The 21,540-nt window shown below is 70.6% G+C and carries 16 protein-coding genes and 5 pseudogenes; 13 read left to right on the top strand and 8 right to left on the bottom strand.

Annotated features, from left to right (window positions below; all coding sequences use genetic code 11):
• Positions 1-468, top strand: a pseudogene (locus tag AB0I73_RS35380) (hypothetical protein); the annotation flags it as partial.
• Between the two features lie 283 nt (positions 469-751).
• Here the strand turns inward: AB0I73_RS35380 and AB0I73_RS35375 are convergent.
• Positions 752-1,303 carry a hypothetical protein gene (locus AB0I73_RS35375; protein WP_363044425.1) on the bottom strand — a complete coding sequence of 184 codons (552 nt, stop codon included), beginning with the start codon at positions 1,301-1,303 and terminating at the stop codon, positions 752-754.
• Positions 1,304-1,563: 260 nt separating this feature from the next.
• On the opposite strand from AB0I73_RS35375, the gene AB0I73_RS35370 reads away from it, so the two are divergent.
• Both AB0I73_RS35370 and AB0I73_RS35365 read left to right on the top strand, forming a co-directional pair.
• Positions 1,564-2,469 carry an NAD-dependent protein deacetylase gene (locus AB0I73_RS35370; protein ID WP_363044423.1) on the top strand — a complete coding sequence of 302 codons (906 nt, stop codon included), beginning with the start codon at positions 1,564-1,566 and terminating at the stop codon, positions 2,467-2,469.
• A 687-nt stretch (positions 2,470-3,156) separates the two neighbouring features.
• Positions 3,157-4,464, top strand: coding sequence for an MFS transporter (locus tag AB0I73_RS35365; RefSeq protein ID WP_363044421.1), 1,308 nt, complete (start codon positions 3,157-3,159; stop codon positions 4,462-4,464).
• Between the two features lie 188 nt (positions 4,465-4,652).
• Here AB0I73_RS35365 and AB0I73_RS35360 read toward each other — a convergent pair whose 3' ends face one another.
• The gene (locus tag AB0I73_RS35360; RefSeq protein ID WP_109382950.1) at positions 4,653-5,102 is read right to left on the bottom strand and encodes a MarR family winged helix-turn-helix transcriptional regulator; all 450 of its coding nucleotides are present in this window, start codon (positions 5,100-5,102) and stop codon (positions 4,653-4,655) included.
• Positions 5,103-5,266: 164 nt separating this feature from the next.
• Between AB0I73_RS35360 and AB0I73_RS35355 the strand changes: the two genes are divergently transcribed.
• A complete protein-coding gene (locus AB0I73_RS35355; RefSeq protein ID WP_363044418.1) occupies positions 5,267-6,718 on the top strand; it encodes an MFS transporter in 1,452 nt (483 codons plus the stop codon).
• Between the two features lie 330 nt (positions 6,719-7,048).
• Entirely contained in the window at positions 7,049-7,318 is a 270-nt protein-coding gene (locus AB0I73_RS35350; protein ID WP_363044416.1) for a hypothetical protein, read from the top strand.
• 127 nt (positions 7,319-7,445) lie between these two features.
• Here the strand turns inward: AB0I73_RS35350 and AB0I73_RS35345 are convergent, their stop codons facing one another.
• Both AB0I73_RS35345 and AB0I73_RS35340 read right to left on the bottom strand, forming a co-directional pair.
• Positions 7,446-7,817, bottom strand: a complete 372-nt coding sequence (locus tag AB0I73_RS35345; RefSeq protein WP_363044414.1) for a fic family toxin-antitoxin system, toxin component — start codon at positions 7,815-7,817, stop codon at positions 7,446-7,448.
• A complete protein-coding gene (locus tag AB0I73_RS35340; RefSeq protein WP_363044412.1) occupies positions 7,814-8,071 on the bottom strand; it encodes a hypothetical protein in 258 nt (85 codons plus the stop codon). Before AB0I73_RS35340 ends, AB0I73_RS35345 begins: the two co-directional genes overlap by 4 nt.
• A gap of 851 nt (positions 8,072-8,922) precedes the next feature.
• Here AB0I73_RS35340 and AB0I73_RS35335 point away from each other — a divergent pair.
• The gene (locus tag AB0I73_RS35335; RefSeq protein ID WP_363044410.1) at positions 8,923-9,507 is read left to right on the top strand and encodes a hypothetical protein; all 585 of its coding nucleotides are present in this window, start codon (positions 8,923-8,925) and stop codon (positions 9,505-9,507) included.
• A gap of 710 nt (positions 9,508-10,217) precedes the next feature.
• Positions 10,218-10,655 carry an integrase gene (locus AB0I73_RS35330; protein WP_363044408.1) on the top strand — a complete coding sequence of 146 codons (438 nt, stop codon included), beginning with the start codon at positions 10,218-10,220 and terminating at the stop codon, positions 10,653-10,655.
• 188 nt (positions 10,656-10,843) lie between these two features.
• On the opposite strand, the gene AB0I73_RS35325 is transcribed toward AB0I73_RS35330, so the two are convergent.
• Positions 10,844-15,211: a CHAT domain-containing protein gene (locus tag AB0I73_RS35325; RefSeq protein ID WP_363044406.1), complete on the bottom strand. Its 4,368-nt coding sequence runs from the start codon at positions 15,209-15,211 to the stop codon at positions 10,844-10,846.
• Positions 15,212-15,278: 67 nt separating this feature from the next.
• Between AB0I73_RS35325 and AB0I73_RS35320 the strand changes: the two genes are divergently transcribed.
• The 3 genes and pseudogenes from AB0I73_RS35320 to AB0I73_RS35310 form a co-directional block, all read left to right on the top strand.
• Entirely contained in the window at positions 15,279-15,665 is a 387-nt protein-coding gene (locus tag AB0I73_RS35320) for a hypothetical protein (RefSeq protein ID WP_363044404.1), read from the top strand.
• Between the two features lie 5 nt (positions 15,666-15,670).
• Positions 15,671-16,489: a hypothetical protein gene (locus AB0I73_RS35315; protein WP_363044402.1), complete on the top strand. Its 819-nt coding sequence runs from the start codon at positions 15,671-15,673 to the stop codon at positions 16,487-16,489.
• 226 nt (positions 16,490-16,715) lie between these two features.
• Positions 16,716-17,085 (top strand): annotated as a pseudogene (locus tag AB0I73_RS35310) (GNAT family N-acetyltransferase); the annotation flags it as partial.
• Here the strand turns inward: AB0I73_RS35310 and AB0I73_RS35305 are convergent.
• Entirely contained in the window at positions 17,031-17,231 is a 201-nt protein-coding gene (locus AB0I73_RS35305; RefSeq protein ID WP_363044400.1) for a hypothetical protein, read from the bottom strand. The pseudogene AB0I73_RS35310 and the gene AB0I73_RS35305 sit on opposite strands and share 55 nt — an antisense overlap.
• A gap of 107 nt (positions 17,232-17,338) precedes the next feature.
• Here AB0I73_RS35305 and AB0I73_RS35300 point away from each other — a divergent pair.
• Positions 17,339-18,469, top strand: a pseudogene (locus AB0I73_RS35300) (integrase).
• 243 nt (positions 18,470-18,712) lie between these two features.
• On the opposite strand, the gene AB0I73_RS35295 reads toward AB0I73_RS35300, so the two are convergent.
• Both AB0I73_RS35295 and AB0I73_RS35290 read right to left on the bottom strand, forming a co-directional pair.
• A complete protein-coding gene (locus AB0I73_RS35295; protein ID WP_363044398.1) occupies positions 18,713-19,285 on the bottom strand; it encodes a hypothetical protein in 573 nt (190 codons plus the stop codon).
• A 326-nt stretch (positions 19,286-19,611) separates the two neighbouring features.
• Positions 19,612-19,731 (bottom strand): annotated as a pseudogene (locus AB0I73_RS35290) (DNA-binding protein); the annotation flags it as partial.
• A gap of 194 nt (positions 19,732-19,925) precedes the next feature.
• Here AB0I73_RS35290 and AB0I73_RS35285 point away from each other — a divergent pair.
• Both AB0I73_RS35285 and AB0I73_RS35280 read left to right on the top strand, forming a co-directional pair.
• A complete protein-coding gene (locus AB0I73_RS35285) occupies positions 19,926-20,657 on the top strand; it encodes a hypothetical protein (protein ID WP_363044396.1) in 732 nt (243 codons plus the stop codon).
• Positions 20,658-21,253: 596 nt separating this feature from the next.
• Positions 21,254-21,448 (top strand): annotated as a pseudogene (locus AB0I73_RS35280) (integrase); the annotation flags it as partial.
• Positions 21,449-21,540: the final 92 nt, after the last annotated feature.

The raw sequence follows: 21,540 nt of genomic DNA, 5'->3' as shown, positions 1-21,540 counted from the left end.
CCCGGCGGCTCGCTCGTGTTTCTGGCCGTCGCCGTGGTCGTCCTGGTGGCACTTTCGGTCGATCTCGACCGGTGGTGGCTGCTTCCCCTGCGCCGTCTGAGGCTCCGTGTGTGGGGGCACCCGTTCTTCGGCAGTGAGCGGGGGGACCGCGTGCCGGTCGCCGCCAGCGTGGAACTGCTGGAACGCTCCCTCGCCTGGCAGACCGCCTCCCCGGTGGTCCGGTCGGGTCTGCTGGACCACTGGGAGGAAGACGACTGGCGCATCCTCCTGTACTCGGGTGTGTACGGGACGCGGGAGAACGCACGACCAGTGTCCGTGGTCTTCGCCCTGGACGCCACCGCCAGCCGCGACACCCCCGATGATCCCGCTGTCCGCGTCAGCTTCGTCGACGCGGACAGCGGGGAGCCGGTGGCGCAGAAGATGCTGAACGCGGTTTCTTCACGCCGGGCTCTGCCGACTGTCGGCTGAGCAGCCGGACCACCGGCTCCGGCTCCAGAGGTTCGCCGGACCGGCACCCTGTGGCTCACCGCCCCCTGCCCACGGCCTCGCAGGCGGCGGTGAGCCGTTCACCGCCACGGGGCTGGCCCCCTCCGGCGGCACGGCATCAGGGCGTGTGCCGCAAGCGGATCCCGATAGTGAGACGATCTTGATTCATGGCGCGTGGAGATCCGACGGACGAGTGATGGATCGAGCTCACCGTGTTCGAGGTCGGAGCTTCACCCCCGGTCCTGCACGCCGGAGGACGAGGCTTTCAAACGTCCGAGGCGGTGCTCCGCTCCCTCCAGAGAATCCTGCGGAAGCACTTCGTCGTCTGTTCGAGCAACGGGCACCAGCCAAGGACGCGTACACGTACGACGGCCGCACGGACGGGGTCCACGCCCTCAACCGCCAGGCACTCGTCGCTCCGCACTCGCGACAGTCCCGTCGCGAGGCGCGAGCCGGAGCCGAACAGAACCGGCACAAGGTAGACGACGACCTGGTCGATGAGACCGAGCCGCAGGGCCCGGCCGCTGGCCGGCATACTCCTGAGCAACCTCGACACTGCCGATGAACGTGCACGGCGCCGTGCCACTGACGCCCGCGGGGTCCGGCACTCGTCGTCACCACCGGGAAAGGTCCAACGGACGTCTCCGTGCCTCACCAGCCGGAGGGGGCCGACTTCATCGTGGTCGTCGGCGATGAAGCCGTCCAGCGAGACTGCGGTGCCCGCTGTCCTGGCTGTGCACGATCTGGATCTGGTTGCCGCTGTGCTTGATTCGCTTTGACGGACATCCGAGATCGGCGGGGCTTTCGTGAACGCCACGAAGCAGCCAAGCAGGACACATGGCCCACGTGATTCGCACCGCCCCGCCGAAAAACCCCGCAACCATGGCCGATACGTGCCCGCCTCGGCAGACGGTCTTCCTCTCGCCCGGGCCACCGGCTTGTCGCATGCCCCCCTTTCCCTTCCGCCTCCCGTGACAAGCCATGCCGAAACAGGCCAGGGCCGCACACCGGCACGGTGCGCCATTCTGCTGACCGGTGAGAACGGCTGAAGCCGGCCTGTCCCCGTACCCTGGCGGCATGCGCGTGCGCCCCACTGTGAGCTGGCTCCCTGCCGAGGACCTGCCGCCGGGCACCACAGATCTGGAGCCGGTCGCCGATGTGCTGAGCGCCGGCGGTGTGCTGGTGCTCAGCGGGGCGGGCATCTCCACGGAGTCGGGTATCCCCGACTACCGGGGCGAGGGCGGGAGCCTGAGCCGGCACACCCCGATGACCTACCAGGACTTCACAGCCGACGCCCGGGCTCGGCGCCGGTACTGGGCGCGCAGCCACCTCGGCCGGCGCGTCTTCGCCCGCGCCCGCCCCAACGCCGGGCACCGGGCCGTGGCCGCGTTCGGGCGGCACGGCCTGCTCTCGGGTGTGATCACCCAGAACGTCGACGGCTTGCACCAGGTCGCCGGCAGCGAGGGCGTCGTGGAACTCCACGGAAGCCTGGGCCGGGTCGTCTGCCTTTCCTGCGGCGCCTTCAGCCCGCGCCGCGAACTCGCCCGGCGGCTGGAGGAGGCCAACGTGGGCTTCGAGCCGGTGGCCGCCGGAATCAACCCGGACGGTGACGCCGACCTCACCGACGAACAGGTCGGGGACTTTCGCGTGCTGCCCTGTGCGGTCTGCGGCGGCATTCTTAAACCGGACGTGGTGTTCTTCGGCGAAACCGTCCCGCCGCAGCGGGTCGAGCACTGCCGCCACATGGTCCGTGAGGCAGCCTCGTTGCTGGTCCTGGGCTCCTCACTGACGGTGATGTCCGGGCTCCGGTTCGTCCGCCAGGCAGCCCAGGCCGGGAAGCCGATACTGATCGTCAACCGAGACCCGACCCGGGGCGACCGGCACGCCCTCACCCGGGTCGCACTCCCCCTGGGGACGGCTCTCATCACCGTGGCCGACCGACTGAACATCCCCGTCGAGGGCCAGGCGACGGCCTCCGGGTGAGGCCGTGACGGTGGTGGAGCGCCACCGGCCGGACGCGGGGGCGTGGGCGCCGGCTCCGTGGCGGCCGGGACGGCGGCGGAGAGGCGTTCTGCGGCGAGTTGGGCGCGCGGCGCCGGGGGCGGGCTGCCGTCCGCGCGAGGGGGCTTGGTAGGGACGGGTCCGGTGCCCAGTGGGCGGCGGTCGGTCATCGCCCGATTCTCCCCGCCGCCGGAATCTTCTTCCTCACCGCTCGGTCGGCTGCTCCGGCCCGGCCCAATGTGCGCGCGTGGCGCGCGTGCGAGGCGGTGAACTCCGGGCAGCACCAGGCGGTGCTCCTGGCGGCGGCGCTGCCCGGTCCGGAGCAGGGCCCGCCGGGACCCGGCGGAACCGGGCGGTCCTGCCCGTAGAGGTCCCGTACCGGGGTCTCCTGGGGAAGTAGTCGGCGCGCCCGGCCCCCCTTGGCCAAGCCTGTGACGTGTGGGTTTTCCGGTCAGGGCCGGATCGGTGAGGCGCCCTGCGAAACACCTTGTGGGGCGCCCCGGAGAGTGCCGTGCCGGGCGCCTTGGGCGGCGTCTTGGCAGATGCCCTCGCCGCCGGCCCCGCGCTGCGCGCTCCTCGCACTCGTGCGTTTCGCACGTTCCGTCCCCGCTTCGCCGCTACGGAAGCTCAACTGGCCAACCAGACAGCAGGGTTGTGAGTGCTCGCGGCATGATGCCTCGAATGGAATCGATGAATGGCACGCCGGATCGGCCCCGAACGAGCTGGGGAGTCTTCGCCCAACGAAATTTCCGCCTGCTCTGGATGGGCGAGACCGTGAGCGGGCTGGGCAACGGCATCACTGCGGTGGCCCTGCCGCTGATCGCGGTCGTCGTGCTGGACGCCAACTCCACCGCCGTCGGTCTGATCGCTGCGGCGGTTTGGCTGCCCTGGCTGCTGGTGGGTCTGCCGGTGGGCGCATGGGTGGACCGGACGCGTAAACGGCCACTGATGATCGCATGCGATCTGGTGTCCGCCGCGGCGCTGGTGAGCATTCCGCTGGCAGCGTGGCTCGACGCGCTCACCTTCCGGCACCTGGTCGTGGTCGCGCTGGTCTGCGGCACCGCGGCGGTGTGCTTCAACACCGCCTACCACTCGTACATCCACATCGTGCTCGACGGCCGCGATCTGCTGGAGGGCAACGCCAAGCTGCAGGGCAGTGAGGCCGCCACCCAGGTGGCCGGGCCGGGGGTGGCGGGGCTGCTCGCCCAGGGGTTCGGCGCGGTCACCGCACTCGTGGCCGATGCGGCAACGTTCCTGGTCTCCGCCATCTGCCTGAAGCGGATCGGGGTCGTCGAGCCGGACCGCATTCCCGACGAGGAACGTGCCCCCCTCCGACAGCAGGTCATCGAAGGGCTCCGCTTCGTGGGCCGGGATCGGTACCTGCGGCCGATGGTCACGTGGGGCGCCGTGATCAACATGGCGCTGATGGGATACCAGGCGGTCCAGGTCGTGTTCCTGGTCCGCACCGTCGGCCTGAACCCGGCCATGGTCGGGCTGCTGCTGGCCAGCGGCAGCACCGGCGGCATCGTGGGCGCGCTGGTGGCCACCAGGGTCAGTCGGCGGTTCGGCACCGCACGCGGGCTGCTTCTCCTGCAGATCGCCACCGCGCCGTTCGCGCTGCTGTTGCCGATGACCACGGCGGGGCCGGGGCTGCTGCTGTTCGCGATGGGAGCCTTCTTCGTCGGGATCGGCATCTCCGTGGCCAACGTCGTGGTCGGCAGCTTCCGGCAGACCTACTGCCCGCCGCACATGCTCGGCCGGGTCGTGGCGACGGCCATGGTGATCAACCACAGCACCATCCCGATCGGCTCTCTGCTCGGCGGCGTGCTCGGCGACGCCGTCGGGTACCGGCCAGCCATGTGGCTCATGACGAGTGTCGTCGCGGCCTGCTGGCTCGTCCTCGCCACGAGCCCGATGCGCCGCGAGCGCGACCTGCCGCAGACCCATGAGCAGAAGCAGATGCACGCCAAGGACTGAAGAGGGGCGCGAGGGGCCGCCTGTTCGCATCACGTGGTTGCCGGTCGGTATGACGGGGAGTGCGTTGCCGCTGGTCCCGGGGTGTGCGGGTGGTGTGCTGGCAGGGCGGGCGGTGGGAAGCGGGCAGTGTCACCTTCTGCGGTGTGGGCTTCGGGTTGTAGCGGGTTCCTGCCGGGCGTTCTCAGGAATCACGGCCGTGGCCAGGGGCGCCCTCGTCGGTGCTCGACGGCTGTGTTGAAGCGGCGCAGGTAGGTCACGAAGGCGTCGAAATCCTCGTCCGGCCAGTCCTCGAGCAGTGCGCCGAAGGCTTCCCGCAGCGCGGCCCGGTGGTCGTGCAGCTGCTTCTCGCCGAGCTCGGTGACCCGGAACTTCCGGGCCATCCCGCCCCCGGGGTCGGGTATCCGTTCGACCAGGCCCGCCCTCATGGCTGCGGCGGTCTGCCGGTGAACCGTGGAGACGTCGAGCTCGAAGGCGTCGCTGAGTTCGCCCACCGACATGGGGCCCTGCGCGAGGAGGCGGCTGAGCAGCACGTACGCGCTGCGCTCGAGCCCCTCGGTGTGCCGACCGGTCAGGTTGTGGAGGGTGTAGCGGGTCAGCAGCATGTGCTCGTACGCGAGCTCGTCGATCGGTCTCGGCATGGCTTCCTCGCTCCCCTGGTCCATCCTCGCACGCGGCAATTCAACCCCCCGGCATGGGTAGACGCAAAACGTTTGTATGATGCAAAAGATTTGTATGACGCAAACCTCGTGTGAGGGAGCTCGGCGCCCCGCTGCTCCTGACGCCTTCTCCGTGGAGACCCCTCTTGGACACAACGCGCAGCGCCCCACGCACGAACGTGGTGATCGCCACCCTCGCACTCGTGGGCACGGTCGCGGCGATGATGCAGACCCTCATCACGCCCCTTCTCGCCGAGCTGCCGCGCATCCTGCACGCCACCCCCTCCGACACCGCCTGGGCCGTCACCGTCACTCTCCTGGTGGGCGCGGTCTTCATGCCGGTCGCCGGCCGCCTGGGAGACATGGTCGGCAAGCGGCGCATGATCCTCGTCTGCCTGGCGCCCCTGGTGGTCGGCTCCGCCGTCTGCGCGCTGGCCTCCTCCGTCATACCCATGATCGTCGGTCGGGGTCTGCAGGGCATGGGGCTGGGCATCGTCGCGCTCTGCGTCTCACTGCTCCGCGACACCGTTCCGCCGGAGAAGCTCAGCACCTCCGTCGCCCTGATCAGCGCCTCCCTGGGCATCGGCAGCGGCCTGGGCCTGCCGGTGGCCGCCGCGGTCGCGCAGTTCGCCAGCTGGCGTGTCATGTTCTGGGCCACCGCCGTCATCGGCGTGCTTCTCGCCCTGGCCATCCTCAAGGTGGTGCCAAAGGGCACCACCGGCGCCGCCGGCCAGCGCTTCGACCTGCCCGGCACCATCGCCCTCGCCATCGGCCTCGTCTGCTTCCTGCTGGCCGTCTCCAAGGGCGCCGACTGGGGCTGGACCGCCGCCCCGACCCTCATCTGCTTCACCGGCGCCGTGATCGCCCTGCCGGCATGGGGCTGGTGGGAGCTGCGTACCCGCGACCCCCTGGTCGACCTCCGGACCGCCGCCCGCCCGCAGGTGCTCCTCACCAATACGGCGTCGATCTTCACCGGCATCGGCATGTACGCCACGATGCTGGTCACTCCGCAGATCCTCATGCTGCCCACCGAGACCGGTTACGGCCTGGGCCAGTCGATGCTCGCCACCGGCCTGTGGATGCTGCCCGGCGGCCTCATCCAGGTCTTCCTCTCGCCCGTCGGAGGCAAGCTGATCAACTCCCGCGGAGCCAAGTTCACCCTCATACTGGGAGCCTCGGTCATCGCCGTCGGCTACGCCGCGGCCCTGCTCCTCATGGGCACCGCGCCAGGCCTGATGACCGCCCACATGATCATCAAGGGCGGTGTGGGCATCGCCTACGGCGCCATGCCCGCCCTCATCATGGGCGTCGTCCCACGCAGCCAGACCTCCACGGCCAACAGCTTCAACTCGCTGATGCGCTCGCTGGGCAGCTCCATCGGTGCCGCCGTGATCGGTGTGACCCTCGCCCAGATGACCACCGTGACCGGCAACCACGCCCTGGTGTCCGAGGGAGGCTTCCGCATCGGCCTGGTGATCGGCTGCGGTGTCGGCATCATCGCCGCGGTGATCTCCGTCGCCATCCCCCGGGCGCCGCGCCAGGAAAACGCCGGGAGGACCACTGGCCGGAGCCGCGAGCCGAAGGCCGCCACCGGCTGACCGGACACCACCCGAACCCCCGGGCGGGGATCGACGGAGCTTCTCTACCAGGCCCGGCCCCCAGGACGCTCGTCGCGGGGGCCTGACTGTGTACTTCACTGACCATCCGATTCACCACCCGTCCGGCCGGCGGAGCATCAGGCCCATTCCACCCCCAGCTCTGCGAGGGCGGCTGTCCAGTAGCGGTTTTTCTGATCAGTAGTTGGTGGTCTGGCCTGCGCTGATCAGTTTGGTGTGCGTCGGTGGGTGGGGGATTGCAGTGTGAACCGCTCCGGGTCTGATGGAGGCTCCACCGAATCCGGAGCGGTTCAGGCCTCAGCCTGGCCGCCTTTGGCGCCGCAAGAACCAAGGGGCACCTACCTCCAGGCCCGCTACAAACGGCTCACCGCCCGCCGCGGCCCGCTCAAGGCCCTGGTCGCCGTCGAGCACTCGATCATCACCGCGATCTGGCACATGCTCACCGACGACGTTCCCCACCACGAGCTCGGCGGCACCTACTTCACCCAGCGCGACCCCGAACGCGCCACCCGCCGAGCGATCAACGCGCTCAACCAGCTCGGCTACACCGTCACCCTCAACCCCATCGAAGACGCGGCCTGAACGACCAGCGCCAGCACCCCCGGCGGCCAGCACGGCCACCGGGCACCCGACCCTGCCCGCACCCACCCTGACCTGCTGCCCTTTACGCGTCAGAGCACAGGCACGCGAGCGGGCGGCGGGCCGGTCGTCATGGTTTCCAGGTGCGCAGGAAGGAAGCGATGCGGGCGGCGGTGGTGGTCGGGCTGTTCAGCTCGTGGGCGAGTGCGGTGAGTTGCTCGCGGGTGGGGTTGACGGGGACGTTGCTGGCCTCGAGGTACATGACGGCGACTGCGCAGGCAACCGTCAGGTTCGACCGTTCCAGCCAGCGGCAGCGGCCGAGTGTGTGCACGAGGGCAGCGGCCCGTGCGTAGGGGCCGTCGTAGACGGGGTGGTCGAGGAGCTCGCCGCGGTGGCGCGCGACAGCGGCGATCGGCACACCGTAGTCGTCCACGCCGGGGTCCCGGCGACCTGCTCGTTCGGCGACCTCGAGGATCCAGGATTCGTCGATGTGCAGGATCACGCGACGGCGCCGGGCTTCAGCTGGTCGTACGGGGCGTCGAGCTGCTGCTCCAGGTCGTCGAGGAAGGCGCCGTGCTCGGTGATGAGCCGCTGGGCGGCCGCCATGCCGGCGGCGCGGGCCCCGGTGGTGTCCTCGATGATGAGCCGTTCGACGTACCGGTTGAAGTCCAGGCCGCGGGCTGCGGCGGCGTCCTTGCCGGCGGCGAGCACATCGGGCTCCAGCCGGACCTGAGTCTGCTTCTTCGAGACAGTCACACCTACATGGTAGCAGGGTGGTAGCAGGCAGCGCCGGAACGGCTGCAATGCGGGCCAGTCGCCCGCTCCCGGCGAAGGCGCATCGCCCCACGAATCTGCGCGGTGAAGTGCTGAGGTCCCAATGAATCTGCTGGAGAAGCGGAGCCGAGACCACACACGAGAGCTTTGGTCCCATTTGGCCTTGGCCGAAGCGGGCAGGGCTGCTCCGGGGTGGGGCGGCTGCATCGGGTCGATTGCTCCACCAGACGTCAGCGTGCGGTCACAGGTGACACCGCTGCACCCACATGAAGGCCGGGCCGATCACTCCGGTGCCCATGCCGTAGCAGGCACCGCGCCGCATGTAGGTCAGTGCAGTGCGCCGGCGGCGGGCGATTGTCGGCGCACCCGCGTATGTGGCTCGGGCAGGTTCTTCGTGGCTGGAGATCATCCCGCTGTGGGGCGTTGGCATGGTCCTCTTCGAAGACGTTCGCCAAGATCCGCGCCGGATCCAGCGCCCGAGGGACCGCCCCCGAGCGCTCGACGCCCGTGCCGCGCACCGTATACGCGAACACCTCCTCGCCCCGCTCCGCTGCCGCCAGGTGGAACACCACCAGGCCGCCGCTGCCCCGCTCCGCCCACGCCCACAGCACCACGGCCCGTCTGTCGCGCGAGACGGCGGACACGGGGAGGCGAAGAAGCCGCGGGGCGACGACGTCCGCGGGCCCGGATCGAAGCCGAACGCCCACCCGGAGCACGTTCGGCCCACCGACACGCCCCGGTCCTCCCACCTCGATGGTGTCTTGTGCCGCGGGGAGATGTCAGTGAGGTGGGGGATGCTGGGCGCTCACGTCACCGAGGCAGGGAGCCTTCAGATGTCGATCCGTGTTGCCGGCCGTCGCCGTGCGATGGCGTCGCTGACCGCCGCGTTCCCCGGTGCGGAGATCATCGATGTGACCTCCAGGGCGCCGCAGCCGTGGGTGCGGCTGAGTCCGTTCTACCCGCACGGCGGCATCCCGGTCCCCTACTGCGACGGTGTGACCGGCCAGTCGGTGGAGGGGATCTGGCAGGCCCTCAAGGTTTTCCGGCAGTCCGACGTCGACCCGGCGAAGCTCGAGATCACGGCGATGAAGGGACTGAAGCGGACGGTGCGCCGGTACGGCCCCGTCCAGGGGCACCGCACCGGTCTGCACGGCGACCGGCTGCTGCCCTATGAGACGGCCCGGCGCCGGATCTACCTGCCGGCCTACCGATGGGTCCTCGAGCACCGCGTGGCAGATCTGGTCGAGCGGCTCCGCGACAAGCAGGATGTCGTCCTCCTGGACTACACCACCAACGGCGACGTCGCCGATCCCGCCACCCCGCTCTCCCACGCCGCGCTCATCCAGCTGTACATAGAAGGCCGCTGGCCCCGAGAGGATGAGACAGATGCTTCCGGCGTGGTCAGTGATCGAATGTGATGAGTGAGCTGGTGAGGGGGGCGCCGGGGTCAAGCCTGTGGGGCTCGTAAAGTCGTCGCCGCAGGTCGGGACGGTGGAGCGTTCTCGGCTGGGACCATGTCCGCCGTGATCCTCTCCAGGCGGTACACGGTGGTTCGCAAGCCGCCGTCCGTTCCCAGGGTGCCGCCGCGCCGCGGCACTTGCTGGGACGCCGGGCTGCTCGTGCTGCGGCACGAGAACGCGGTGCTGCGCCGGCAGTGGAAGGGTCCGGTCCGCTCCGAGCCCGCGGACCGGTTCCGGTGCGCGGCGCTGGCCGCGCTGCTGCCCCGGCGGCTTTGGCGCCCGGTCTTCCCGGTCACCCCGGCGCGCTCCTGGCCCGGCACCGCCGGTGCAGCGCCGCCCAGGGGGGACCACAGCAGACGGCGCCCGCGCACCGGACGGCCGCCGACCAGGGAGGCGATCAAAAAGCTCATCCCGCGTCCGGCGCGGGAGAACCCCCGGTGGGGCAGGAGGATCCAGGGCGGGCCGGCCCGGCCACCCCGTCGTCGCCTGGACGGTCCGGGAAATCCTCCACGCCGCGGGCCTCGACCCGGCCCCGCGCCGCTTTGGCCCCACCCGGCGCGAGGTCCTCCCCGCCCGGGCCGAAGGGAACATCGCCCGCGCCTTCCCGCCCAGCGACACCGCGCCGGGCAGCGGGCGGTACCCGCCGGCGTTGCTCGAGCACGGCCCGGATGCCTAGCACCGGCGGCACCGCCCACCCGGCACGGGCCGTCCACCCGGCACGCATCCTCGCCGCCGACCCGGGCACGCGCTGGCAGTCACTGCGCTTCCTGTCGCGCGACCGCGATGACACAGACGGCGAGGCGTTCGACGCGGTCGTCGCAGCCGACGAGACGGAGATCCTCCAGAGCGCGCCGCGAGTGCCGCGGAGGAACGCCCACGGCGGGAGGACCACCGGCAGCATCCGGCGTGCGGCCCTCGAGCCCGTTCTCATCAGGGGCGAGGCTCACGCCCGGCAGGTCTGGCCGCCTGCCGGCGGCACTGCCACGCCCACCGACCTCACCAGGCCCGACGGCGACTACCGCCCGATGCCAGGGAACGGCCCGACGCCACCGTGCACGACCTCGACGCCCGCCGAGTGCTGCGGAACCAGATCCTCGGCGGCGTGATCGGCGCGTACCGCTACACCGCTTGACCGGCGACGATGACTTTTCGAGCGGCACAGGCGGCACTCCCCACGACGACCGCGACCGCAGCCACCGGATACCGCACACATCGTCGCGACCCGGCGCGGTGACCGCACCGGGGGATGTCGCACAGGAGCACCGCCCCTGCCCGTGCGAACCGGCGGCCTGACCTACGTCCCCGCGTGGACGTACGCCGCCCAGATGTGCGGCCGGTCCGGGATACGGCGCCGTAGCTGGCGAACCGTGTGGTGCAGGGCGTGCGCGGTACTGACACTGTCGGCGGCCGTCGTACGGCGATAGAAGTCCCGCGTCATGTGATCCGCATGTGTGCTATCGATCTTCCACAGCGTGCCGACTGCCGTCGGAAAGCCCGCCAGCAGAAATGAACTCGTGATGTGGATGGCCTCATCCGTGAGGCGTTCGGCGGTGCGGGCGGTGCCGCAGGCCGCCAGGAAGGCGAGCTGCGCCGAGCGGGGGCGGGCGCGGCAGATCTCCAGGACCGAGACCGGCTCGCCGCTCGGCAGGTGCAGGAGGGCACCGGAGGGCTCCCCCGGGTCGGTGGCGGCGTGGCAGCCGAAGTGGGCCCAGGAGGCGTCGTGGAGTGCGGTGAGCACGGCCTCGCGGGTGGCTGCCTGGCCGATCAACGGCTGGTGCGAGCCCAGGAGTTCGGCCGCGTAGTCGGCGGCCGCCGCTACTCCGGGGAGGTCGTCCTCGGGTGCGGCTACCAGCAGGGCGCTGCCGTGGTCGGCCGTGTCGCGCTGCCGGGTGCGGGCGCGGGCGTATGCCAGGGTCTGCAGGCCCGGTACGTATGACGACACCACGGCGTCGAGGGCGGCGCCGCAGCCGTCGAGTTCGCAGTCGGGTGCCGTGCACTGGGCCGCGTGCAGGGGCAGGGCGCTGAAGGGGCCGGTGGGGACCCACCAGATGCGTGGCCACGCGGCGTGGCGGGGGATGGGAGTCGCCGAACCGGCTAGCTCCAGCACCGGGCGCACGATCTTGTGCCAGGTCCAGACGAGCGTCTCGCGGACCGTGTTCCCGGCCGTGACCAGTTGGAGCGGGGACGGGCGGGACACGCCTTGCGCGTTGATGGCGTCCACCGCGTCGCGCAGCCGCCGTGCCGTGTCGGTGATCTCGTCGGGCTTGACGTCCAGGTGCAGGGCGGTGATCGACCGGGACGTGACGACCAGGGCGTGGCAGAGGAACCTGCCGTGGTTGAGGACAGCGACCGGGCCGTCGGCGGCGAGGGCGCGCAACTCCCGTGCGGTGAGCGGACGTAGGAAGCCCTCGAAGCCAGGTTGGGTGCGGATACGCCGTACCAGTTCGTCGAGTTCGTTGGATGCGCGCAGGCCCGCCAGCCGGGCCCACTCGGCGTCACCGGCCGCGGCCGCCGTCTCGGGTTCCGCGTCGAGTTGTTCGGTCAGCCGCTCGAACTCGTCGGCCAGCCCGGGGTGTACGGAACGCAGGTCGCCGATGTCGGCGCGGGCCTCGATCCGCCGGGCCAGCAGCAGACCGCGGCCGCGCTCCAGGAGCTCCACGACGCGGTCGACCTCGGGGCCTTCGACCGTGCGCTCCAGAGTGCCGAGTTCGGGCGGACTCTGCCCCGCCTCCACCGCGCGTACTGCCTGCTCCAGGGCCTCCAGCCGGGCGGGGATCCGGGCGGCCAGCTCGGCTCCGACGAGGTGGGCGAGGATCAGCTCGACGATCGACCTGATGTCCCCCTCGAACGTCGACAGACCGTGCTCGGCGGACGCCTGGTCGCTGCCCCGGTCGGTGATGCCTGCCATGGCCTCGACGGCCGCTTCGAGATGCGACAGGGCCACGTCGGACTGCCCCCGGCCTGCCGCACCGGCCGCGGCGCCGATCTCGCCGTGGGCCCGCATCCAGACCGGGATCCCGGGGCCGCTCCACGCGCCGGGGACCTCGATGCCTTCGAGGCGGGCCCGGATGGGCGCGAGGAGGGAGTCGAGGAAGCCCTCCGGGCTGCCGGGTGCCCCCGAAGGGCGCGGGGCAGCGCTCGTGGTGGCGGTCACCTCCGGGAGGTGGTCTCGGCCGATGAAGTCGAGGAACATGCGCATCGTGGCGCCCTCGTCGACCGGGGATCCCTCCGGCGTCTCCTCCGAAAGGACATGGCTCAACTCGCCCGCCTCGGCCAGCAGCGCATCGGCCCGGTCCGGTTCGGTGGCCCGGAGCGCGACGGCTCTCTGCGCGAGCGCCCGGACGAGTGTCATCGCGGTCATCGGCCGTATCGGGTGTCCGGCGGGGGACTTGGCGAAGGTCGCCCGGCACTGGTCGACCACGGCGTCGCTGAGGTCCGCACGCGGGCCGCCCCCGGGTCCCACGGTCTCGACGAGGTCGGCATAGGCGTCGCCCATCAGGTCGTACCAGGGCAGGCCGTCCCCGGCGGGCGCGGCGCGTGTGACGTCCCGCATGCGGTGGGCGATCTGCCGGGCCCGTTCCAGCTGGGCCGGTTCATGGCCGAACAGGTAGTTCTGGAGGGCGTTGTGGAGCTCGGTGTGGGCCGACAGCAGCTCCCTGTCGGTCTCGGACAGCAGCAGGTCGCTGGGCGCGGGCTCCGTCTCGACCGCCGGAATGCCTGGTGCGTCCGGCGCCGAGGCGAGCAGGGCCGCCGCCTCGCGTGCGCCCTCCACGTCGAACTTGCCGATCGACAGGGTGGTGAGCGCGTCCGCGAGGATCCGGTCGAACTCGCCCGGGAGGTCGGACGCGTTGGCCCGGGCCTCGCGCAGCAGCTCGACGATCTCTTCGAGCGTGTCAGGGTCGTAGGACCGGGCGGTCAGGGCGGACAGGGCGCTGCCGAGCACGGCGGCGAGGTAGGGGCGCAAGGTGTCGTCGTCCTCGTCGAGGCCCTCGAAGAGCTCCCGGATGATCCCGATGTCGGCTTCGAGGGTCTCGGGGCCTTCCAGGCGTACGTCGTCCATGCGGGCCAGCTTCGCCACCAGCGCATGTGTCTCCTCGTCCGGAACGTCTCCTGTCGTGGCCGACATGACGGCGACGGGCAGCGCGAGCGCGAAAATGCCCCGCCGCAGCAGCTCCGTCGCCTGGAACCCGGCCGGGGCGCCGGCCGCCACTTCCTCGGTCAGTTCCCGGGACTCCGCCGCAAGCAGATCGGCCCGGTCTGGCTCACTGTCGCGCAGGGCCTCGGCCCGCAGCCCGGTGAGCGCGGCCAGTACGGCGACGTAGGCGTGGCGGTGCGGCCGGTCGGCGGGGACGGCGGCGAGGGCGGTGCGGTAGCGGGCGACCCGCTCGTCGGAGGTGTCGTCGGGCTCGAATCCGACGGCTAGGCCGACGAGTTCGAGGTCGATATCCACGGGGTCGCCGTCGCGTGCGGCACGCTCTCGGGCCCGCTCGGAGAAGCGGCCGAGGAGCGGCCCGACCCGCTCCAGGTCGAGGGGGGCCTCGCCGCGGGTAAGGTCCTGCAACTCCCGGTAGGAGGAGAGCATTTCACGGTACTCGTCGCTCAACGCCCCGGCCGAATCGAGGAGTTCCATGGCCTCCAGGGCCGTCGCCTCGTCCTCGCGCTCCCCCGCGAGGCCCGCGAGCGCCCGTCCGAGGGCGATGGTGACCTGCGGGTGCGCAGGATGGCCGGCGGGGGTGTCGGCGAGGGCCGCGCGCAGCCGTCGTACGGCGCAGGCGATACGGCCCACGTCGTGCTCGGCGATGCCCGCTTCGGCGATCGCCGTGCCGATGTGCAGGTCGCGTTCGCCGGGCCAGGTGACGGGCTGGGCATCCAGCAGGCGCAGGAAGCGCAGCCCCTCGACGGTCTCCGGGGTGAGCGTGCCGTCAGGCATGGCCGCGACCAGCCGTTCCACGAGGGCGAGTCGGGGTGTGCCGAGCAGCCGGGCGGAATCCACCACCGTGCGCAGGGTGGTTGCGGCGAGGTCCCGCGCCCCGTCGACGTCGAACAGGCCAGGCTCGACGGAGACGAGCCGGGTGTACACCGCCCGCCCGTACCGGGCCGCGGCGGCCAGCCCGTCCGGTTCCGCCGCCGACTGGAAGCGGATCAGGTGGAGGTCGTGGGCTTGGACGGCCAACTGCAGGAATCCCGCATGGTCTTCGGCCTTCACGTACTCGAACGCCGTGTCCGACCAGACGAGCGCATGCTCGAGCGCGGAGGTCCGCTCCTGCTGCGGCCCGCCGGTCACGGCATCGGCGTACGTCGCGCTCATCAGATGCGCGAACCGCGCCTCGTGGGACGGATCGGCGGGGGCGAAGCCCTGCCTCAACTCCTCGGGAAACCGGTCGCTGTCGGGCATACGCCGGCACAGGAAGCCGAAGACACCGAATACGACGGTCAGGTTCTGTGTCGCTTCGGGGTCCTCGGCGCCCTGGTGGCGGAACCAGAAGGTCCAGAAGACGTCGGCCAGCGCGCCGAGGTCGATCGAGCCCTCGGGCGAGGGCGCCGCCTGCCGCAGCAGGGCCAGCGCGTCGGCCACCGCGTCCTGATCACGCAGAGGTGCGGGATCACGGGCGTTCTGGGCCGTAACGAGACGTGCGACCACTCGTTCTCGAAGCTCGGACATCATTCTCTAGACTAGTCTGACCGCCTGTCAGGGGGCAGTGGTTCTCAGGACTTTCAGGGAGGCCGGCGTGGGGGACGGGTCGAAAGCGCGCAGGGTGTACGGGGACGCCGTGGAATACCTGTGCCGCAATGTCGAGGGGCTGCGTCCGCTGATCGACCCCGGCGTCTGGGAGTCGGCCTTCCCGGTCGTCCGGGACGCGGATCCGGCCGGCGCGGAGTGGCGGGACGCCGTACGCGCGCTGCACGTCGCGGTCGAGGAGGCCGGGGTCCCGAACGGGCTCGGACTGCCCACCGTCATGGGCGTGGGCGACTGGCCCGGCGACGCCACACCGCTCTCCGTCGGCTGGGTCTGCCCATCGAATCGCTGTGGCCGGGTCGAACTGCGGGACGGAACCTCGGCTGCGACACCGGCCTGCGCTCTGGGCGGGGGACCGATGCGCCTCGTGGACGGCTGACGCCGATGGGGCTCCTCGTCGAACTGCACAAGCGCATCCCCGACGGCTGGTTCCTGCGGCGGCTGCTGCCCGCCGCGCTGTTCGTGGTGGTCGCGGTCGTCGGCGGCGGGGAGCTGGGCCACACGCACTGGAACGGCGTCGGCCTCGCCCGCGAGCGGATCGCCGGCGCGCTGCGGACGGACGGTGGCCTGTCCGCGGACACCGTCGCCTCGCTCGTGCTCTTCGCGGTACCGGTGGTGGGAGCCGCGTTCGCGGTGCCGTATGCCGCGGTCGCGATCGGCGCGCTGGCATCGGGGGCCTGGCCGTGGTGGCTGATGCCGGTGGGCCGGCGGCTGAAGGCATGGCGGACGCGGCGCTGGGTGGAGCCGGACACCCTGGCCAGGCAGTCCGTACGGGCCCGCGCCAACGGGCACGCGCTGCGCGCCGACCGCCTCGACATGCGAGCGGCCCGCGCCAGAGCCGCCGGGGAGCCCAGGTCGCCGACCTGGACGGGCGACCGGTTCCGCCGCACCGAGGAGAACGTCACAGCGGCCACGGGCGGCGATGTCGTCCGCGGCTGGACCGCGCTCCTGCTGGGTGCGGCCGACCCGCCCCGCGCCGCACTCGCCGAGACTCGTGACGCCTACGACGCGGCCTGCGAAGGCCTCGCCTGGAGCGCGGCGTTCACGGTCCTGGGCGCCTGGTGGTGGCCCGCCGCCCCGGTCGGTGTCCTGCTGGGTCTCACCTCCTGGCGCTCGCTGCGTCACGCGGTGCATGCACTGTGCCGCACGACGGAGGCAGTGTTTACCCTGCGCGAGACGGACCAGCCGCCGACCCAGCCCTGAAACCTTCCCCTTGCCGCACTTCACTGCCCGGGCGGCCCCGCCTGAACCAGTCCCGTCTGGTAGGCGATGAGGACCAGTTGGGCCCTGCTGACTGGCAGTCGCGTGTTCGAGTGTCGTGGATTCTCAGTCGCTGAGGGAGGCCAATGTCACGGTCAGTCACAGGAATCCAGGCCAAGGCGGAGAATACGCGACAGCTTGATACGCGACTCTGCCAGTACGATACCCAGAGACGTTCAGTATGGTGGTCGCGATGGCTGGCGACGTGCCGGTCTGCGCGGCTCGCATGGAACTGCACCCAGGAACCGACTTCGCCAGTTTGTGGGGGTGGAGGGACGCTTCCTGCGTGGCGAGGCCGCGGCATCTACCGAGCGCTGGTCGCCCACCGGGCCCGTATCGCCGCCGGGTTGGGTCACCGCTACCTGTAGGTCCACGCCTCGGAGCAGAGCCGCCCGATCCTGCAGCGCCTGGGGTTCGCTTCCTTGAGTACGACCGTTCCCCACGTCCTCCACAGGGTCCGTTGCATGATCAGTTCTGTCCGGGTTCATCCTGCGAGGCCGAGGGCAGTCAGGGGGCGGTGGCAGTCGCGGGCGGCGTGACGTAGCGCGGCGGCGATGTTGGTGTGGCCGTCCTGGTGGTGGATGCCGATGGCGAGGTTGCGCAGGCCGGCCATGACGCGCGGGAGCCGGCCGATATGGATCTTGGAGTCGTCTTCGCGGAAGGTTGCGCTTGCCGATAACCTCATCCGCCCTGGTCGGAGCCGGTGTGCGGGGGGGGTACGGGAGGTCGAGTGCGGTCGGTCGAGTCTGTGCCGTCGCGCGGCTGTCGATCAACGCGGCATGATGACCAACCGTGCCGCCACGACTGGCCCACCTGGGCAGGGCGAACGCGTTCGCCCTGCCGCGCCTGCTCTCAATGAGCGAGCGGGACAAGGACGTGGAGATCCTCGCCCTGCGCCACCAACTGCCGGTGCCGGAGCGCCGACTCGGTAAGGAGAAGGTGCGCTTCAGCCCGAGTGACCGGGCTTTCCCGGCGGCGCTGCCGTACCGGCTGCCGCGGGACGTGCCGCGCAGACCGCGGCTGCCGGTGCGGCCGGACACGGTGCTCCGTTGGCACCGCGACCCGGTCGCCCGCCGCCACGCCGCCCAGTCCAGGCCGAAGCGCCCGGGCCCGCACCGTGCGCTCCCTCCGCGCCTTGGTGCTGCGCCCGGCACGGGAAAATCCCACGGGGGCTACCGGCGCCTTTACGGCGAGCTGCCGGTACGGGGCGTGAAGGCCGCCGCCTCCACGGTCTGGGAGATCCCGCGGGAGGCCGGGATCGACCCGGCGCCCGAGCGGACCTCCAGCACGTGGGCCGGCTTCCTGCGCGCCCCGGCCGACGCGCTGCCGGCCTGCGACTTCTTCGAGACGGTCACCCTGACCGGGGCACGACTGTACGTGTTCGCCGTGCTCGAGCACGCCGGCCGACGGATCCGGATCCTGGGCGCGACCGCGCACCCGACGGCCTCGTGGGTGGCGCAGGCCCCGAGGAATCTCGTCATGGACCTGGAGGATGCCGGCTGCCGGGCGCGGTTCCTGATCCGGGACCGGGACGGGAAGTTCCCCGCCCTGTTCGACGCGGTCCTCGCCGATGCGGGGATCGAGGTCGTGCTCAGCGGTGTCCGGATGCCGCGGATGAATGCGGTCATGGAACGCTGGGTGCAGACCTGTCGGCGCGAGCTGCTGGACCGGACCTTGAGCTGGGATCAGCGGCATCTGCTCCACGCCCTGCGGGAATTCGAGCGTTTCTACGGTGAAGTCCTGGTCGCGCCACAGCCCATCGAGCCGGTCGCGCATCCATATCGCCGTCGTGCCATCCGGGTTGCTCGCCCGCGCGATCTGCGCGGTCAGAGGCGGGACTTGCTCACCGGAACGGGGACGGAGGGACACCGGGCACCTCGACGGCTGCATCGGTTATCGGAACCACCCGAGCATGCCCGTTGATCATGCTGTCGCGCCGCGAAACTCCAAGATCCCCGACAGAGTCAAGCTTACGTGATCACTGTTATGGCGCTGCACGGGCCCGCACTCGCCTGCACATGCAACAAGACCCCGCACTCAGCGTTTCCGCTGGGCACGGGGTCTTTAAGCACCTCAGAAGGGGTGCCGCCGTCAGGATTCGAACCTGCGCACACGGCTCCGATGTCCAGGAAAGCGGAGAGCCCCTCAGAGCTTTGGGCGGCGCTGTCACCACTCGTCGTAGTCGCCGATCACCCGGAAGCTGCCCACGACACCATCGTCACCGAACAGGCTCCCCTGAACGGTACGGGGCACCACGCCATTGGTGGCGCCGTGGGGACCCACGGTGGCGACCGGAGCGCCGTTGTCACAGGTGAAGCCGCGGAAGACCTCGACAGTCTTCCGGCTGTCATTGAAAACGTTGAAGCTGCTGGAGCCCAGCCCGCTGGCCGCGGTGACGCAGCCCTCAGCGGCGGCGGAGTACTCACGTTCGTTGAAGTAAATCCTTCCTTCTTCCTTGTGGCCGTAGCCGCGTCCGCCGCCCTCGTGGTCGCGGCCCTCGTCCTTCTTCTCTCCGCGTGCGCTGTCGCCGCCCGAGGAAGCCGCGGCAGGGGCCGCTTGTTGGGCAGGCTGGGCGGCTTGTTGGACGGGTTGGGCAGCCCGCTGGACAGGTGCGGCCGCGTGATGAACAGATGGAGACGTCGGGGTGGATCCGGAGGTCGAGGCGTAGGTGATACCGGTGGCTGCGAGGACTGCCGTGCCTATGCCGGCAGCGGCCACAGCAAATGTACGCGTGGGCATGTCAGTTCTCTCTGTCTCACGGACGTCGGCCGGGCGACCGACCTGCGATGAACGTAACGACAGCCCCTATAGCTGTCATTTCGGGCATGTCCCGGGGGTGACGCCATGAGCCCAGCCGGGGGAAAACGCGGCACTCACCGCATACCGATGGGCCGACCTGAGCCGCGGGTCCCTGGTGCTCGGCCCCCGCGCTGGTCGAGGAACTCGGCGGGGCCGTAGTCGGGGTACTCATCCGGGCGCAGCGTCACGTCGTCCGGGTCAGCCGAGTGGGAGGTGGGGAACCACTGCGCGACCACCTGCCGGGCAGACCACCTCCGCGAAAGCACGTGGCCGCCCGGACCGGTGTCGGCGAGCAGGGCGGCAGCGTGGCGGGTGATCGGCTCGACGGCCGGTTCGACAACGAGGCGGGGAGGGGTCCGTTCCAGGGCGAGGCGGTGCACTGCGGGAGGGCCTGGCCGCGCTCACCGGCGCCCCGCTGACCTGCGCTGCGGCCCGGGGCGAGGCGGGCACGGGCCGGCTCGGAGCCACCCGCTGTGAGCACCATGGTCACGCGGCGGCACCCCTGGGACAGGGCGATAAAGGGAGTGCGGACGTTCGAACCGGTGAGGTACGTTCCTGCCTGTTCGAAGGGGGACCTGAAGTGGCGAAGCTGAACCAGATCATCGCTGTCGAAAAGGGTGTCAAGAGCAAGTCGCTCCAGGACATCACCGCGGCGCACCACAAGGTGCAGAAGCCCGCGCTGCTGGCCGGTATCTCGCGTACGTACCAGCCGAAGGACGAGGAAGGCGAGCAGTTGCCGCCCGAGTCCACGCGGGTGCAGGTGCAGGCCGAGGACGTGTTGCGTGAAATGTCCGCGTCGCTCACCCGGCTGTTCGACGTGACCGCCACCAAGGACTGGGCCAACTGCACGGCCCGCGCGGAGGTCACGGTCGACGGTCGCACGATCATCGCCGACGTCCCGGTCAGCTATCTGCTGTTCCTGGAGAAGCAGCTCACCGACCTGCACACGTTCATCAAGAAACTCCCCACCCTCGACGCAGCCGAGTCCTGGTCCCACGACCCCTCCACGGACTGGTGGAAGACGGACCCGGTCCGCACGATCCGCACCAAGAAGGTCCCGCGCAACCACGTCAAGGCGGAGGCGACCGACAAGCACCCGGCGCAGGTCGAGGTGTACTACGAGGACGTGCCCATCGGGTACTGGACGACCGTGAAGTTCTCCGGAGCACTCCCGGCGCGGCGGGTCAACGAACTGGTGGAGCGCGTCGAGAAGCTCCAGCAGGCCGTCAAGTTCGCCCGCGAGGAGGCCAACGGCGCCGAGGTCACCGACCAGCGGGTCGGCGACGCGGTGTTCGGCTACCTGCTCGGCTGACGCCGGCCACGGGTAGCATCCACGATCGCCCCCGCGTGCGAGCGCGGGGGTGCGCGTCAGGCGCGGGCCGGATTGAGGACCGGTTCGCGCGATGAGCGCAAGCTGACACTGAAGTTCAGCCTGAAGAAGCGGTGACAGTGAAGGTTCGAGTCCTTCCCCCGGCACAGCACCACCAACGGGCCGGGGTAGCCCAACATGGCAGAGGCAGCCGCGGTCAATCTCAGACTCTCGCTCCAGTCTCAGCATCGCCGCCGATCGCCGGATCGACCGAGGCCGGACGAACGCCGTCGGATGCGAGTTCGACTCTCGCCTGCACCTCTCACATGGTGCGGTAGTTCAAAGGAAGAACACGACGGCATGATGACTGATCCGTCCTCTTAAACGCCGCCGGCGTGCGCAATTGGGTGGCATCCCCAGGGGCCCGGGAGCTGGATACGACTCCCGGGCTCCGCCACGTCCGGCCGTGCCAAGGCAGGGAGATCGCGTCAGCACCAGCGGGTGCGGGGGCAGTTCCCTGCCTGTACCGCTCGGAAAGTCATCGCTGCAGGTGCGTACCCGTGTCCTGGAGCGTCGGTAGCAGCTGGGATGCTGTCGTGGTGATCGTCTCGCTGCCGTACAGGGTGACCCGGAAGCTGCTGGCCGTCCCCGGCATACTGCTGCGCCGCGACACCACGAAGGAAGCTGAACTGTTCGTGCTGCGGCACGAGAACACGGTCCTGCGCCGCCAACTCGCAGGACCGGTGCGCTACGAGCCGGCCGACCGGTTCTGGTTTGCTGCCCTGTCCTCGCTTAGAGCCCCTAACAAAATAGGGTGTTTGCATTATTCTGGGTGCACTGGTGCGAGTTCGTGCCGATCGGGAGGTGTGTGATGTCCCGCCCCAAG

The sequence above is a fragment of the Streptomyces sp. NPDC050388 genome (assembly GCF_040655635.1).
GTDB lineage: Bacteria > Actinomycetota > Actinomycetes > Streptomycetales > Streptomycetaceae > Streptomyces.
This window is presented reverse-complemented; position numbering and strand designations above follow the sequence as displayed.